The sequence below is a fragment of the Avibacterium sp. 21-586 genome (genome assembly GCF_026226775.1).
Classification (GTDB): Bacteria; Pseudomonadota; Gammaproteobacteria; order Enterobacterales; family Pasteurellaceae; genus Avibacterium.
In genome coordinates this window covers 1,038,066-1,055,077 of the sequence record NZ_JAKKOD010000001.1, presented here as the reverse complement: position 1 = coordinate 1,055,077, position 17,012 = coordinate 1,038,066, and the positions used below count along the sequence as shown (strand labels likewise).

Annotated in this window: 13 protein-coding genes; 8 read left to right on the top strand and 5 right to left on the bottom strand. The window is 40.5% G+C overall.

Annotated features, from left to right (window positions below; all coding sequences use genetic code 11):
- The first annotated feature begins 161 nt into the window (after positions 1-161).
- The 4 genes from lepA to era are packed head-to-tail and all read left to right on the top strand — an operon-like array spanning position 162 to position 4,628.
- Positions 162-1,955, top strand: coding sequence for a translation elongation factor 4 (gene lepA, locus L5B71_RS04810; RefSeq protein ID WP_265757243.1), 1,794 nt, complete (start codon positions 162-164; stop codon positions 1,953-1,955).
- Between the two features lie 12 nt (positions 1,956-1,967).
- A complete protein-coding gene (gene lepB, locus L5B71_RS04805; protein WP_265757242.1) occupies positions 1,968-2,999 on the top strand; it encodes a signal peptidase I in 1,032 nt (343 codons plus the stop codon).
- Positions 3,000-3,021: 22 nt separating this feature from the next.
- Positions 3,022-3,708 (top strand): ribonuclease III, encoded by a 687-nt coding sequence (rnc, locus tag L5B71_RS04800; protein WP_265757241.1) that lies wholly within the window; start codon positions 3,022-3,024, stop codon positions 3,706-3,708.
- Positions 3,705-4,628, top strand: a complete 924-nt coding sequence (gene era / locus L5B71_RS04795) for a GTPase Era (RefSeq protein WP_265757240.1) — start codon at positions 3,705-3,707, stop codon at positions 4,626-4,628. Before rnc ends, era begins: the two co-directional genes overlap by 4 nt.
- Before the next feature lie 72 nt (positions 4,629-4,700).
- On the opposite strand, the gene L5B71_RS04790 is transcribed toward era, so the two are convergent.
- Both L5B71_RS04790 and ubiG read right to left on the bottom strand, forming a co-directional pair.
- Positions 4,701-6,326: a phosphoethanolamine transferase gene (locus L5B71_RS04790; protein ID WP_265757239.1), complete on the bottom strand. Its 1,626-nt coding sequence runs from the start codon at positions 6,324-6,326 to the stop codon at positions 4,701-4,703.
- A gap of 84 nt (positions 6,327-6,410) precedes the next feature.
- Positions 6,411-7,124 carry a bifunctional 2-polyprenyl-6-hydroxyphenol methylase/3-demethylubiquinol 3-O-methyltransferase UbiG gene (gene ubiG / locus L5B71_RS04785; protein ID WP_265757238.1) on the bottom strand — a complete coding sequence of 238 codons (714 nt, stop codon included), beginning with the start codon at positions 7,122-7,124 and terminating at the stop codon, positions 6,411-6,413.
- 139 nt (positions 7,125-7,263) lie between these two features.
- Here ubiG and gyrA point away from each other — a divergent pair, with 139 nt between their 5' ends.
- On the top strand, positions 7,264-9,936 hold the full coding sequence (gyrA, locus tag L5B71_RS04780; RefSeq protein ID WP_265757237.1) for a DNA topoisomerase (ATP-hydrolyzing) subunit A: 2,673 nt from the start codon (positions 7,264-7,266) through the stop codon (positions 9,934-9,936).
- Positions 9,937-10,012: 76 nt separating this feature from the next.
- Entirely contained in the window at positions 10,013-10,927 is a 915-nt protein-coding gene (gene rdgC / locus L5B71_RS04775) for a recombination-associated protein RdgC (protein ID WP_265757236.1), read from the top strand.
- Between the two features lie 61 nt (positions 10,928-10,988).
- Here the strand turns inward: rdgC and L5B71_RS04770 are convergent, their stop codons facing one another.
- The 3 genes from L5B71_RS04770 to lolB are packed head-to-tail and all read right to left on the bottom strand — an operon-like array spanning position 10,989 to position 13,510.
- A complete protein-coding gene (locus L5B71_RS04770; protein ID WP_265757235.1) occupies positions 10,989-11,936 on the bottom strand; it encodes a ribose-phosphate pyrophosphokinase in 948 nt (315 codons plus the stop codon).
- A gap of 51 nt (positions 11,937-11,987) precedes the next feature.
- On the bottom strand, positions 11,988-12,881 hold the full coding sequence (gene ispE, locus L5B71_RS04765; RefSeq protein ID WP_265757234.1) for a 4-(cytidine 5'-diphospho)-2-C-methyl-D-erythritol kinase: 894 nt from the start codon (positions 12,879-12,881) through the stop codon (positions 11,988-11,990).
- Positions 12,881-13,510: a lipoprotein insertase outer membrane protein LolB gene (lolB, locus tag L5B71_RS04760; RefSeq protein ID WP_265757233.1), complete on the bottom strand. Its 630-nt coding sequence runs from the start codon at positions 13,508-13,510 to the stop codon at positions 12,881-12,883. Before lolB ends, ispE begins: the two co-directional genes overlap by 1 nt.
- A 334-nt stretch (positions 13,511-13,844) precedes the next feature.
- On the opposite strand from lolB, the gene dnaK reads away from it, so the two are divergent.
- Both dnaK and dnaJ read left to right on the top strand, forming a co-directional pair.
- Complete coding sequence (gene dnaK / locus L5B71_RS04755) at positions 13,845-15,752, top strand: molecular chaperone DnaK (RefSeq protein WP_265757232.1); 1,908 nt, start codon at positions 13,845-13,847, stop codon at positions 15,750-15,752.
- A 95-nt stretch (positions 15,753-15,847) separates the two neighbouring features.
- Positions 15,848-16,972 (top strand): molecular chaperone DnaJ, encoded by a 1,125-nt coding sequence (dnaJ, locus tag L5B71_RS04750; protein WP_265757231.1) that lies wholly within the window; start codon positions 15,848-15,850, stop codon positions 16,970-16,972.
- The last annotated feature ends 40 nt before the right edge of the window (positions 16,973-17,012 follow it).

Below are 17,012 nucleotides of genomic sequence, written 5' to 3'. Positions count from 1 at the left end.
TTTCTTTTATTCCATTCTTTATTACTTCGACTAACTTCTTTATCACGATATCGATTAAAGTGCGAAATACTTTCCCTTTCATATAGCATAGCAGTGCATATTCAGGTACAATCGGTCAGTTAAATTTTGTCAAATTTTAGAGTTTAGTTTATTTATAAAATATGAAGAACATTCGTAACTTTTCGATCATTGCGCATATTGACCACGGGAAATCAACCCTTTCAGATCGTTTAATTCAAACCTGTGGTGGGCTGTCCGACCGTGAAATGGCGGAACAAGTGTTAGATTCAATGGATTTAGAGCGTGAGCGTGGAATCACCATTAAAGCGCAAAGTGTAACGCTCAATTATAACGCGAAAGACGGCGAAACCTATCAGCTGAATTTTATCGACACGCCAGGACACGTGGATTTTTCTTATGAAGTTTCACGTTCCCTTGCCGCGTGTGAGGGCGCATTGCTTGTGGTAGATGCTGGGCAAGGCGTTGAAGCACAAACCTTGGCAAACTGTTATACTGCTATTGAAATGGATTTGGAAGTGGTGCCAGTGTTAAATAAAATCGACTTGCCTGCTGCTGAGCCAGAACGTGTAGCGGAAGAGATCGAAGACATTGTGGGCATTGATGCGATGGACGCCGTGCGTTGTTCTGCCAAAACAGGGCAAGGCATTGAAGATGTGCTAGAAGACATTGTGAAAAAAATCCCCGCACCTGAAGGCGATCCTGATGCGCCATTGCAAGCGTTGATTATTGACTCTTGGTTTGATAATTACCTTGGTGTGGTGTCTCTTGTGCGTATTAAAAACGGTACGTTACGCAAGGGCGATAAGATCAAAGTGATGTCCACAGGGCAATCTTACAATGTGGATCGCTTAGGGATTTTCACCCCAAAACAAGTAGATACCCAAGTGTTAAACTGCGGTGAAGTGGGATGGGTCGTGTGTGCCATTAAAGATATTTTAGGCGCGCCAGTAGGGGATACTTTAACCCTACATAATAATCCAGCAAGCACCGCGTTACCGGGCTTTAAAAAAGTAAAACCACAGGTTTATGCAGGTTTATTCCCGATTAGTTCAGACGATTATGAGGCCTTCCGCGATGCGCTAGGTAAATTAAGCCTAAACGATGCCTCTTTATTCTATGAGCCAGAAAATTCCACCGCACTTGGTTTTGGTTTCCGTTGCGGCTTCTTAGGCTTATTGCATATGGAGATTATTCAAGAGCGTTTAGAACGTGAATATAATCTTGATTTAATCACCACCGCGCCAACCGTAGTTTATGAAGTGTTGCAAACTAACGGTGAAGTGATTTATGTGGATAGCCCATCAAAATTGCCACCGCTGAATAATATTAGCGAAATTCGTGAGCCAATTGCGGAATGTAATATGTTGTTGCCACAAACTTATTTGGGTAACGTGATCACTCTGTGCGTTGAAAAACGTGGTGTGCAGACTAATATGGTATATCACGGCAACCAAGTGGCGCTGACTTATGAAATTCCAATGGGGGAAGTGGTACTGGATTTCTTCGATCGCTTAAAATCCACTTCGCGTGGTTATGCTTCATTGGATTATGGTTTCAAACGTTTCCAAGCTTCAGATATGGTACGCGTGGATATTATGATCAACGGTGAACGTGTTGATGCGCTGGCATTAATTGTACACAAAGATAATGCACCTTACCGTGGCCGTGAATTGGTGGAAAAAATGCGTGAGTTGATTCCACGCCAGCAATTTGATATTGCGATCCAAGCGGCAATTGGTAACCATATTATCGCCCGTTCAACAGTGAAACAGTTGCGTAAAAACGTACTCGCCAAATGTTATGGTGGGGACGTAAGCCGTAAGAAAAAACTGTTACAAAAACAAAAAGAAGGTAAAAAACGAATGAAGTCTTTGGGTAACGTTGAAGTGCCACAAGAAGCGTTTTTAGCCATTTTACACGTTGGCAAAGATTAACAAGGAAAGAGAATGTCAAAATCAAACATATTTTTTATTCTATTAATTGCCGCAGGTTATGGGATATGGAAATGGTTGGAGCATTTAGGATTACCAAATACTTTCACCATTTTATTAATTTTATTAACTGCACTTTGTGGTGCACTTTGGGCTTATTATCGTTTTGCCGTGCAGCCTAAACGAGAGCGCCAAATTTTACGCGTTGAACAGCGTAGTGGAAAAGCGCTAACAGAAGAAGAAAAAGCGAAGATTGAACCCATTTCAGAGAGCGGTGAATTTTTAGCTTCACTTTTTCCTGTGTTGGCGTTTGTCTTGATTTTACGTTCTTTCTTATTTGAGCCGTTCCAAATTCCGTCAGGCTCAATGGAACCTACTTTGCGAGTGGGGGATTTCCTGTTGGTGGAAAAATTTGCTTATGGGATCAAAGATCCTGTTTTTCAAAATACCTTGATCGAAACAGGTAAGCCGCAGCGTGGCGATATTATCGTATTCAAAGCACCACCAGAGCCAAATGTAGATTACATTAAACGTATTGTCGGCATTCCGGGGGATCGCATTGAATATAACGAAGCCGATCGCCATATTACGATTACTTATGGCAAAGACGGCAAAGAATGTACGGAAAATTGCGTCACCAAGGCATTTACTTATAGCCAACCACAACCTGATGCGGATTTCAATATTATCATTGGGCAAGATCGCCAAGGCAAGCCGGTATATAGCAATGTTCACCCGTTAAACGTAACTGAAACAGGCGATGTAACGCACCAAATTCATTGGGATCCACAGCCGCCGAATGCCACTTACTTATATCAAGGTTACCGTAACCAACAAAATTACATCACCGAATGGGTTGTGCCTGAAGGGGAATATTTTGTTATGGGGGATAACCGCAATCACAGCGCAGATAGCCGCTTTTGGGGCTTTGTGCCAGAGAAAAATATTGTCGGCAAAGCGAAATATATTTGGCTAAGCCTTGATAAAAAACAAGGCGAATGGCCAACAGGTCTGCGCTTTGAAAGAATGTTTAGCAAAATTGAATAAAAAAAGTTGAACGATAAGCACAATGACAAAAAACTTAGATCGCTTACAGCGTAAAATTGGTTATCAATTCCGAGATATTAATTGGCTTAAGCAAGCACTCACTCACCGCAGCGCGGCGAAAAATCATAATGAACGCTTGGAATTTTTAGGCGATGCGATTTTAAACTACACCATTGCAGATGCCTTGTATCAGCAATTTCCGAAATGCAATGAAGGGGAGCTTAGTCGTATGCGCTCGACCCTTGTGCGTGAACCCACCCTTGCTCAACTGGCGCGTGAATTTGAGTTAGGCGAATATATGCAGCTCGGCCCCGGTGAATTAAAAAGCGGAGGTTTTCGTCGCGCATCTATTTTAGCCGATTGTGTGGAAGCCATTATTGGGGCAATTTCACTGGATCAAGATTTGCTAACTAGCACGCAAGTTACGCGTAACTGGTATCAAGATCTACTTAAAAATATTAAACCGGGTGAAAATCAAAAAGATCCTAAAACCCGTTTGCAGGAATATTTACAAGCCTCACGGTTGCCTTTACCAAGTTACAATGTGATTGATATTAAAGGGGAAGCGCACAATCAAACCTTTACTGTGGAATGTCGTGTGGAAAAAATCAAAAAAATTGACTGCACTTTTATTGGGGTTAGTTCAACTCGGCGAAAAGCAGAGCAGGCGGCGGCTGAACAAATTTTAAAAATATTGGATATAAAATGACACAAATAACAGAACACCATCAAGAACAGCTAACTTACTGTGGATTTATTGCTATCGTAGGGCGTCCAAATGTAGGTAAATCCACCTTATTAAACAAAATCTTAGGGCAAAAAATTTCCATTACATCAAGAAAAGCACAAACAACTCGCCACCGCATTTTAGGCATTCAAACAGAAGGCCCTTATCAAGCTATTTATGTAGATACCCCAGGGCTGCATATTGAAGAAAAACGAGCTATTAACCGCTTAATGAACCGCGCAGCAAGTAGTGCCATTGGCGATGTGGATTTAATTATTTTTATGGTGGATGGCACTCATTGGAATGCCGATGATGAAATGGTGCTGAATAAATTGCGCCGTGCTAACGCACCGGTGGTGTTGGCGATAAACAAAATCGACAATATCAAAGATAAAGAGGACTTACTGCCATTTATCACCGAAATCAGCCAACAATTTGATTTTAAAGCCATTATTCCAATTTCTGCACAACGTGGCAACAATGTGCAAGAGCTGGAAAAAATTGTGCGTGAATCCTTGCGTGAGGGTGTGCATCATTTCCCTGAAGATTATGTTACCGACCGCTCACAACGCTTTATGGCGTCTGAAATCATTCGCGAAAAATTAATGCGTTTTACGGGTGAAGAACTACCTTATTCCGTAACCGTTGAAATAGAACAATTCAAAACGAACGAACGCGGCACTTATGAAATCAATGCCCTGATTTTAGTTGAACGTGATGGCCAGAAAAAAATGGTTATTGGTAACAAAGGACAAAAAATCAAGGTCATTGGCACAGAAGCGCGTGCCGATATGGAACGTTTATTTGACAACAAAGTCCATTTGGAACTTTGGGTGAAAGTGAAATCAGGCTGGGCAGATGACGAACGCGCCTTGCGTAGTTTAGGCTATATTGATGAATAATCGCATCAGATAATGAGTTGATACAAAAGCGCGGTAAAAATGTATAACTTTTTCACCGCGCTTTATTTGTTATTAATCTGATTTTTTACAGCTAGCCAAAATATCTAAATCCTTTTGATACACATCGGTTTTTAAATTCATATCCATCATTCCAATCACGGTGCTAAATAAGTTATCGTGAGAATAATGTTGTGTTTTTGCCTTGTCGTGCAGACAATTTAAATCTACCTTCTCATTTTGTTGCCAGGTTTTGGAGAACCAAAAGATCATTGGGACTTTTGTTTGATAATCAGGGGCAATAGCATAAGGCGTGCCATGCAGATAAATACCATCTTCGCCAAGTGATTCGCCGTGATCAGAGAGATAATATACCGCACTTTCTAGATCATCACGGTGTTCCAATTTTTGGATGACTTGATCAAGAAAATTATCGATATATAAAATCCCGTTATCGTATGTATTCACTAATTGCTCATTGCTACACGTTTGAATTTCGTTGGTCTCGCAAGTTGGCACGAATTTTTTAAATTCGGGTGTGTAGCGTTCGTAATAAGTCGGGCCGTGATTACCGATAGTATGTAGAATAAGCACGGTATCTTTTTTGCTTTCATTAAGAATTTTGTCAAAATCTTTAAGTAGAATTTCATCTAAGCACTCGCCTTCTTTACAGTATGTTTCCATTTTCATATTGACAGTTTCATTTGGAACACGTAAACAAACGCCTTTGCAATCACTGTTATTATCAAGCCAAAAAATATTGACGCCTGCACGTTGTAGCACATCAAGCAAATTATCCATTTTTTGCGCTTTCCCCCCATTGTATTGAGCTTGGGTTAAATAAGAGAACATACAAGGTACAGAAATTGCAGTAGATGTACCACAGCTTGATACTGAATTAAAATTGATGATGTCCTTTCCGCGTGCAGCAAGTTTTGGTGTCGTTTGGCGTGCGTAGCCATTTAATCCCCAGTTTTGTGCACGGGTTGTTTCTCCTACCACAATCACGGTGAAATGACGATATTCATCGGGTTTGGCCTGTTGTGCATCTAATCCAATGTTTTCATAAGGACGATTAGCTTCACGCACGCGTTTGATTTTGTTCACGCTAGCACCAATGAAATTTGACGGTACAATTAGACTGACTACGGTTTTATTATTGCGAACGAAAGCCGCATAATCTTGATAGAACCCTTTTGCTATCCCCCAAATGACTACGCCTGAAAGAGCAATTAAACCCAATCGGATAGCAATTTCTTTCCACCAACGGTGATAGTCTATCTTCACCTTCATATAGAGGGCTGCAGGCAATCCCCCAAAAAGGATAATCCAAGTAAGATATTGCCAAGTGAGCATACGAAGACTTTCAGCTGGCGTGGTTTGTAGGACATTTTCGAGCATATCAGTGGTGAAATGCACATCATAGAATAAGGCTTGATAGCCAATAGCCGCACTAATCAGAAGCAGTAACGGAATAATTACTTTGTGTATAATAGGCAAAGCGAGTAACTGGAATGCAGCATTAAGGGTGAAAAAAACAAAAAAAGGAACCGTTAAGAGAAAATAATCTTCGGGTTGCCCTGTGAAAGGGTGTAAAGTCCACACTTTTTTGTAGAACGCAATATTTAGCACGAGCGTAAAATAGCACGCAACCAGCGCTATTAAGGTACTACTTTTTAATTTAGTATGGGAAACAAACATAAATTTATATCCTTAATCTATACATAATAAAACCTCTTTGTCATTGTAGAGACAAAAAAGTTCAGAATAAGGATAGGTGGGTTGTTATTTCCCTATTTTAAATGTCGCCATATAATTAGCGCTGACGTCCTGATTTAATTTGAACTTGCCAGTTAGTGGATTGTAATGATAGCCCACCATATTGACACATTCTAAATTTACTTTGTCCGTCCAAGCTAATAGCTCTGCCGGTTTTATAAATTTTTCATAATTATGCGTACCTTTAGGGAGCATTTTAAGCACATATTCAGCCCCAACAATCACTAATCCCCAAGCTTTTAAGGTTCTATTTATAGTAGAGAGAAATAATACACCATCAGGTTTTAATAAGGCTTGGCAGGCATTGATGATTGAATAGGGTTCGGGAACGTGCTCTAGCATTTCCATACAGGTGATGATATCAAATTTTTCAGCGCCAAGTGCGGTGTGTTTTTGCAGAAAATTTTCTACTGTGGTTTGTTGATAGTCAATGGCTAAACCGCTTTCTTGGCTATGAGATTTTGCTACTTCTAGCGGGGCGGTTGTCATATCAATGCCAGTCACATTTGCACCTTGTTTTGCCATTGCTTCAGCTAAAATACCACCACCACAGCCTACATCTAGCACTTTTTTATCAAATAAACCGTCTGCCTGCTGACAAATATAATCCAAACGTAATGGATTTAGCCGATGGATAGGTTTGAAGTCCCCTTCAGGATCCCACCAAGTTTTGGCCATTTTTTCAAATTTTTCAAGTTCTTGTTGGTCGATGTTTTGCATTATTGTTATTCTCAATTTCGTTTTTTAATTCTTTCTTATTATTCCCTAATTGCGGTAAAAATTCATTACAAAATTAGAGATATGTTGCAAATTATGCTACAATCTCATCTAATTTTTTATGTAATTAGGGAATATTTCAATGACGAATTTGGTTTCAAGCGTTACCCCTGTGAGTATTGAGGAAGAGTTGAAATCTTCTTACCTTGACTATGCGATGTCCGTAATTGTTGGACGTGCTTTGCCTGATGTTCGTGATGGTTTAAAACCAGTGCACCGCCGTGTATTGTATTCAATGGATCAAAGTGGCATTGCCCATAATAAAGCTTATGTGAAATCTGCCCGTGTGGTGGGGGATGTGATCGGTAAATACCACCCGCACGGTGATAGTGCTGTTTATGATACCATTGTGCGTATGGCACAACCATTTTCGTTGCGCTATATGTTGGTGGATGGTCAAGGTAACTTTGGTTCAGTTGATGGCGATGCGCCAGCGGCAATGCGTTATACCGAAGTGCGGATGCAAAAAATTACACAAGAATTGTTGACGGATTTAGACAAAGAAACCGTAGATTTCTCGCCAAACTATGATGGCAAAGAAATGATCCCTGATGTGTTGCCAACCAAAATCCCAGCTTTGCTAGTTAATGGGTCATCGGGTATAGCTGTGGGGATGGCAACGAATATACCTCCACATAATTTAGGTGAAGTATTAGATGGCTGTTTGGCTTATTTAGATAACGAAGATATTACTATTGATGAGTTGATGGAATTTATTCCCGGTCCAGATTTCCCAACGGCGGCATTAATTAATGGGCGAAAAGGCATTGAAGATGCTTATAAAACAGGGCGGGGAAAAGTCTATGTACGCGCTAAAGCAGAAATTGAAACGAGCGAAAAAGGTCGTGAAACGATCGTTGTGACGGAAATTCCGTATCAAGTAAACAAAGCAAGGTTAGTGGAAAAAATTGCGGAGCTTGTGAGAGATAAAAAAATTGAAGGCATTAGTAATGTGCTGGATGTGTCTAACAAGGAAGGTTTCCGCATTGAAATTGAAGTCAAACGTGATGCAGTGGGTGAAGTGGTACTAAACAACCTTTATGCGCTTACCCAAATGCAAGTCACCTTTGGTATCAATATGGTGGCGTTAGATCACGGTCAGCCTAAATTATTCAATTTAAAACAAATTATTGAAGCCTTTGTGAAGCACCGCCGTGAAGTGGTTACACGCCGTACGGTGTTTGAACTGCGTAAAGCCCGCGAGCGTGCGCATATTTTAGAAGGCTTAGCCATTGCCTTAGCCAATATCGATCCAGTTATTGAATTAATTCGTGCGTCAAAAACCGGTGATGAAGCTCGTGAAGCTTTGCTTGCTCGCGGTTGGGATTTAGGAAATGTGAGTGCAATGTTAGAAGCTGCCGGAATGAATGCCTCTCGTCCTGAAGATCTTGCCCCTGAATTTGGCGTGCGTGATGGATTATATTATCTTTCTGAAGAACAAGCCCGTGCCATTTTAGATTTACGTTTACAACGTTTAACTGGCTTAGAGCATGAGAAAATTGTTAATGAATATCAAGAAATCTTGATCGAAATTGGTAAATTACTGCACATATTGAACAATACTATGCGATTAAGAGAAGTAGTATGTGAAGAGTTGGAGCGTATAAAAGCGGAATTTAATGATGAACGTCGTACTGAAATTACAATGGCATCGGGTGATATTAATCTAGAAGACTTGATTGCCCAAGAAGATGTTGTTGTTACCCTTTCTCACGAAGGTTATGTAAAATATCAGCCAATTACTGATTACGAGGCACAACGCCGTGGTGGCAAAGGCAAGTCTGCCACTAAAATGAAAGAAGAAGATTTCATTGAGAAATTATTAGTTGCGAACACTCACGATACGATTTTATGTTTCTCTAGTCGTGGTCGCTTATATTGGCTCAAAGTATATCAATTACCACAAGCTAGCCGTGGCGCGCGTGGTCGTCCAATCGTTAATATTCTGCCATTAGACGAAAATGAGCGTATTACCGCTATCTTGCCAATATCGGCTTATGAAGAAGATAAATTTGTAGTGATGGCAACCGCAGGCGGTATGGTGAAAAAAATCGCCCTGACAGAATTTAGCCGTCCACGTTCTAACGGTATCATTGCCCTTAATTTACGTGATGAAGATGAGCTTATTGGCGTGGACATTACAGACGGTTCAAACGAAATTATGCTGTTTTCATCACAAGGTCGCGTGGTGCGCTTTGCGGAAAGTGCTGTGCGTTCAATGGGGCGTACTGCAACAGGGGTGCGCGGTATTAAATTAGCCCTAACTAACGATTTGGCGGAAGATGAAAGTGCGGTGGAATTTGAAGAAATTTCTGATGATAACGCTGAAGAAACCCTTGATCTTAATATCGACAAAGTCGTCTCTTTGGTGATTCCAAAAAATGATGGGGCAATTCTTACTGCAACGCAAAATGGTTATGGTAAACGTACCGATTTAGCCGAATACCCAACCAAATCCCGCAATACCAAAGGGGTAATTTCTATCAAGGTAAGTGAGCGTAACGGTAAAGTGGTTGCTGCCACCCAAGTGGAAGAAAACGACCAAATTATGTTAATTACAGACGCAGGTACGTTAGTAAGAACCCGTGTCAGTGAAGTAAGCATTGTTGGTCGAAATACGCAGGGGGTTCGTTTAATCCGCACCACAGAAGATGAGCAAGTAGTGAGTCTAGAACGTATTTGTGATGTGGATGAGGAGGACAGCGATGTTGAAGGTGAAACTGTCGTAAGCAATGTAGAAGCGACAACGGAATAATCCTTTCTCCTTGAAAAATCAATAAGCTACCTATGGTAGCTTATTTTATAGAAATAGTATGGAAAGATAACGTATTATGGCATATCAATTTTTTAGAAATCTAATGATTTATCGCTTAACGAAGACATTAGATTGGTCAGCTGAATATTTACAATCACAGTTAGAACAAGGGAAGTTTTATCCTTGTGGACAGGGTGATATGCAAAAATTCGGTTGGGTTCCACCGTTGAAAACTAGTGATTTATTACATTTTTCTGTGGGTAAACAGCGCTTATTATTAGCCAAAAAAGAAGAAAAAATGCTCCCAACCCAAGTCGTAAAACGTGAGTTGGAGCAGCGAATTAGCGAGCTAGAACAGAAAGAAAATCGCAAATTAAAGAAAGTGGAAAAACAGGCACTGAAAGATGATGTGGTGGCGACGTTGCTTCCGCGGGCGTTCAGTAAATACCAACAAACAGCGATTTGGATTGATACGGATAAACAGCTCATTTATGTTGATGCAGCATCAAGTAAACGTGCGGAAGATGTGCTTGCATTATTACGAAAATCTTTAGGATCATTGCCTGTTGTGCCATTAGCTTTTGCTAATGAGCCGAGTAGCGTAATGAGCCATTGGGTGAGTAATAATACTACGCCAGCTTGGCTAATTCCGCTGGAAGATGCGGAGTTGCGTGGCAGTCAGGATAATGCGGTGATCCGTTGTAAACAGCAAGCACTCGATGCGGAAGAAATTCTTTCACTTTTGCAAGCAGGTAAAAGTATTACTAAGCTCGCTTTAGAATGGGAAGGCTATTTATCTTTTGTATTAAATGAAGATGGCACATTAAAAAGATTGAAATTTTCCGATGAAGTGCGGGGAAAAAATGACGATATTTTAAAAGAGGATGTGGCACAACGATTCGATGCTGATTTTGTACTAATGACAGGTATTCTTACTCATCTTACGGACAACTTACTTGATGATTTTGGCGGGGAAAAAGAGCGGTTGTAATGTTGTTTGTTTTCAAAGTAAAAGGGCTTAAAAAGTGATTTTAAGCCCTTTCATTATTGGATTAATTAAACATTGCAGAAATGGATTCTTCATTGCTGATACGACGAATAGCCTCAGCTAACATTCCTGAAAGCGTAAGCACACGGACTTTACCTAAGGCTTTAATTTCAGGTGTTAGGGGAATAGTATCTGTGACTACTATTTCATCAAGCGCATCACTAGCTATATTCTTAGCAGCTAAACCAGAGAAAACAGCATGCGTTGCATACGCAAATACTCGTCTTGCTCCCCGTTCTTTCAATGCATCAGCGGCCTTGCATAGCGTACCACCCGTGTCGATCATGTCATCTACTAAGATACAATCACGCCCAGAGACATCACCGATAATATGCATTACTTGTGATACATTTGCTTTTGGTCGGCGTTTATCAATGATAGCCATATCGGTATCATTAAGTAATTTAGCAACCGCACGAGCACGAACCACACCACCAATGTCAGGTGAAACCACGATTGGATTTTCAAGATCGGTTTTCTTTAAAATATCGTGAATCAATACTGGCGAGCCAAATACATTATCCACAGGAACATCAAAGAATCCTTGAATTTGTTCAGCATGAAGATCACAGGTTAAAACACGATCAACGCCTACGCTGGATAAGAAATCAGCCACCACTTTAGCGGTGATAGGTACACGTGCAGAGCGCACACGGCGATCTTGGCGAGCATAACCAAAATAAGGAATTACGGCAGTAACACGGCCTGCTGATGCACGGCGTAAAGCGTCAACCATCACAAGCAATTCCATGAGGTTGTCATTTGTTGGTGCGCAGGTGGATTGAATAAGGAAAACATCGCTACCGCGTACATTTTCATTGATTTGGACTTGAATTTCACCATCACTAAAACGTCCCACTGTGGCATCACCGAGAGAAAGGTATAAGCGTTCGGAAATTCGTTTTGCGAGTTCTGGCGTAGCATTACCCGCGAAAAGTTTTATGTCAGGCATTGTAAAATTAACCTCAGAATTTTAGATGGAAGAAAGTGTAACATATTGATCTCATTTGAATAAACGCTTCATCATTTGGTGTAATGGCGAAACATTTACCCCTTGTGCAACAAAACCAAAACAGTGTTCTGGCTTATTCAGAAATACCGCTTGAGCAGATTTAGCATCGTCAAATTCTGCAAAAATGCAAGCCCCTGTTCCTGTTAATCTTGCCGGTGCATATTGTAACAACCAGCTTATCAGCTCTTCAACCTCTGGATAATGATCTCGCACAATTTTTTCGCAATCGTTTGTATAGTTTTCGGTTAAAAGTTGCGAGAGTGGCTTTTTTGGGGTATTGCGTGGTAAATTGGGTGCTTGAAAAATGAGTCCTGTTGAAATAGAAACGTCAGGTTTTAACACCAAATACCATTTTTCTGGTGGATTACAGTAATGAAGTTTTTCTCCGACACCTTCAGCAAAAGCAGCTTTGCCTTGGATAAAAATGGGAACATCAGCGCCCAGCTGTAAACCTAATTGTGCCAATTCTTCAAGGGAATATTGCGTTTTCCACAACGTATTGAGGGCAACAAGGGTCGTTGCGGCATTTGATGATCCCCCACCAACGCCCCCTCCTATAGGTAAGATTTTATCTAAATGAATATTTGCCCCGAGCTGGCATCCCGAGTGTTGTTGGAGTAAATGTGCAGCACGATAAATTAGGTTATCTTCTTGTTTCAAATGGGGGATTTTGGGGGAAAGAATAATTTGTGCATCGTCCCGCACTTCAATTTCTAGCCAATCGCCAAAATCCAGAAATTGGAACAGGGTCTGCAATTCGTGATAACCATTTTCCAAGCGCCCATTAATATAAAGAAACAAATTTAATTTTGCGGGGCTAGGAAAGCGGTATAACCCATTTGAGGGGCGTGTTAAAATTGCGGTGGAAAAATGATAATTTTTCATTAGTATTTCCAATGATTAACACGAATTTTTAAGGTTTGCTGTGCGTTTTTTAGCAAAATATCTCGTGGTAGCGCAGGCGAACTATCTTGGTGATAATTTAAATAATCTACCGTCCATTGCTCACCATTGATGGCATAAGTAAAGTTGGCGAGCAAATGGTTTACGCCCACATTGTAATCTTGTTGATTGTTCGCTTCACCTTTCAACCAAGTGGCCAGCTGGGTGAGCGGAATATCCATTCCGATAATTTCGCGTAATAACGCTTGGGCATCTTTAGCGGAGCGCTGACGTCCTTTTTCATCTGAAATAGTTAAACCTTGCGCGTGCATTTTAAAGGTAAGTTTGGAACTACTTAAAGCTGAAGAAAGCACCAGTGTATAGGCTTTCGGGCTTTGATATTGCCAATCAAAGGCGGTAGAAAAACGCTGTTTGGCACTGATATAACCAATTTGTCCTTCTGCTTGGTAAGTACTAATTTGTTGAATTTGTTGCAAATGTTGCTGCCAAGTGCGGTCGTTTTTTTCAATATATTGCACGTTGGTTGGGCGGTTATCATCAATATCAAGCGCGCAGCCTGCTAGTAATAAGCTAACAAATAAAGGAATAAAAAAGGGTTTTAACGCTTTCATTAGTTTACAGTTATAGAAAATTTGTATGTATTTTACGGGCTTGTGTGCAGTGAGTAAAGGCTGAGAAAGGAATTTGGTGTTTTTTTGCAAAAAAGTATAATTTTTTCACTTTAACCCTTGAAATTTGCTTTTCAGCCAACACTTTAGTTTCAACAGTGAGTTGGGCTGAAAATGTGCGAGTTTTTAACCGCACTTTTGCGATCGTGCTTTAGTATTTTTAAGGCGAAATAAAAAATGCAAAAAAATAACAAAGTGCCTCTTGAAATTAGCAAAGTAAGCCCAATTTAATGAATCGTAAACAAATTAATCGAGTTTTATTAGGAGAAAACATATTATGGGAAAAATTATTGGTATTGACTTAGGTACAACAAACTCTTGTGTGGCTGTAATGGATGGCGATAAACCGCGTGTTATTGAGAATGCGGAAGGGGATCGCACAACGCCGTCAATTATTGCTTATACAAATGATGGCGAAACCTTAGTGGGTCAGCCAGCGAAACGTCAAGCAGTAACGAATCCAAAAAATACGCTATTTGCAATCAAACGTTTAATCGGTCGCCGTTTTGAAGATCAAGAAGTACAGCGTGATGTGAATATTATGCCATTCAGCATTGTGAAAGCTGACAACGGTGATGCGTGGGTTGAAGTGAAAGATGAAAAAATGGCACCGCCACAAATTTCTGCTGAAGTGTTGAAAAAAATGAAGAAAACCGCAGAAGATTTCTTAGGTCAGCCAGTAACTGAAGCGGTAATCACAGTGCCTGCTTACTTTAACGATGCACAACGTCAAGCCACTAAAGATGCTGGTCGTATCGCTGGCTTAGATGTTAAACGTATTATTAACGAACCAACAGCGGCAGCGCTAGCGTATGGTTTAGACAAAGGTAACGGCAATCACACTATCGCAGTATATGACTTAGGTGGTGGTACATTTGACTTATCTATCATTGAAATTGATGAAGTTGATGGTGAAAAAACCTTTGAAGTGTTAGCAACTAATGGTGATACTCACTTAGGTGGTGAAGACTTCGATAACCGTGTAATTAATTACTTAGTTGATGAGTTCAAAAAAGAACAAAGCGTTGATTTACGCAACGATCCACTTGCGATGCAACGTTTGAAAGAAGCTGCAGAGAAAGCAAAAATCGAACTTTCTTCAGCACAACAAACGGATGTGAATTTACCTTACATCACGGCAGATGCAACAGGACCTAAACACTTAAACATTAAATTAACTCGTGCAAAATTAGAAGCCTTAGTAGAGGATTTGGTGGCTCGCTCTTTAGAGCCAGTGAAAGTTGCATTAAACGATGCTGGATTAAGTGTATCAGAGATTGATGATGTTATCTTAGTGGGTGGTCAAACCCGTATGCCATTAGTGCAACAAAAAGTGGCTGAGTTCTTTGGTAAAGAACCGCGTAAAGATGTCAACCCTGATGAAGCAGTGGCTATTGGTGCTGCAGTACAAGGTGGCGTATTAGCGGGTGATGTGAAAGACGTATTGTTATTAGATGTAACTCCACTTTCATTAGGTATCGAAACAATGGGTGGTGTAATGACTACCTTAATTGAGAAAAACACAACGATTCCAACGAAGAAATCACAAGTTTTCTCAACAGCAGAGGATAACCAAAGTGCAGTGACAATTCACGTGTTACAAGGTGAGCGTAAACAAGCGTCTGCAAACAAATCGTTAGGTCAATTTAACCTAGAAGGTATTAACCCAGCACCACGTGGTATGCCACAAATTGAAGTAACCTTTGATATTGATGCTGACGGTATTATCCACGTTTCAGCGAAAGATAAAGGCACAGGTAAAGAACAACAAATTACCATTAAAGCTTCATCTGGTTTAAGCGAAGATGAAATTCAACAAATGGTGCGAGATGCCGAAGCAAACGCAGATGCTGACCGTAAATTTGAAGAATTAGTTCAAGCGCGTAACCAAGCTGATCATCTAGTACACTCTACTCGCAAACAATTAAGTGAAGTAGGTGATAAACTTTCAGCCGATGATAAAGCACCGATCGAAAAAGCAGTAAATGAATTAGAAACTGCAGCGAAAGGTGAAGATAAAGCTGAAATTGAAGCGAAAGTGCAAGCATTAATTCAAGTTTCAGAAAAATTAATGCAAGCAGGTCAGCAACAAGCACAAGCAGATGCCAATGCACAACAAACTCAAAGCGGAAAAGGTGGTGATGATGTTGTTGATGCAGAATTTGAAGAAGTGAAAGATAAATAATCATTGATTTTCTTCTTTAACCAAGGGCGTAGTAATACGCCCTTTTGGTGTATTGATTTGCATTAAAATAATTTACCAATAAATGTGGAAACATAATGTCAAAACGTGATTTTTACGAAATTTTAGGTATTGAACGCAATGCCGATGAGAAAGCCATTAAGAAAGCATATAAACGCTTGGCAATGAAATATCACCCTGACCGTAATCCGGGCGACAAAGAAGCCGAAGCAAAATTTAAAGAGATCCAAGAAGCCTATGAAGTGCTAACAGATCAACAAAAACGAGCCGCTTATGATCAATATGGTCATTCTGCATTTGAACAAGGTGGCTTTGGTGGCGCAGGCGGCTTTGGCGGTGCTGATTTCGGCGATATTTTTGGGGATATTTTTAGTGATATGTTTGGCGGTGGGCGTGGCCGTCAGCGAGTTGTGCGTGGCGAAGATTTACGTTACGATCTTGAAATCACTTTGGAAGAAGCGGTTAAAGGCACAAGTAAAGATATTAAAATCAATACATTGGCTATGTGTGACACCTGTCACGGCTCTGGTGCTAAAGCTGGTTCAAAAGTGGAAACTTGTCATTATTGTCACGGATCTGGTCGAATCCGCCGTCAAAGTGGGTTTTTTGTACAGGAACAAACTTGTCCTCACTGCCACGGTTCAGGTAAAAAAATTGAACAGCCTTGTGAAAAATGCCACGGTGATGGACGTGTGCATAAACAGAAAAATCTTTCTGTAAAAATTCCGGCAGGCGTGGATACTGGCAATCAATTACGTCTAAGTGGTGAAGGTGCTGCTGGTGAACAGGGTGCACCTGCTGGGGATTTATATGTGGTAATTCACGTTAAACCACACGATATTTTTGAGCGTGATGGTAATAACTTATATTGTGAAGTACCAATTAGTTTCACTATGGCAGCTCTTGGTGGTGAAATTGAAGTACCAACCTTAGATGGACGAGTTAAGCTTAAAATCCCAGCAGAAACGCAAACAGGCAAATTGTTTAGAATGCGTGGAAAAGGGGTAAGTTCTACACGTTTAAACTATGCTGGCGACTTAATTTGTCGAATTATTGTAGAAACACCTGTAAAACTTAATGAAGAGCAAAAAGCGTTGCTAAGAAAGTTAGAAGAGAGTCTAGAGGGCAAAACACAGCATAGACCAAAATCGGATAGCTTTCTGGACGGTGTGAAACGATTTTTTGATAATTTAGGGAAATAAATCGTCTTTACAGCTGTGACGGAAGAAATAGCAAGTTATG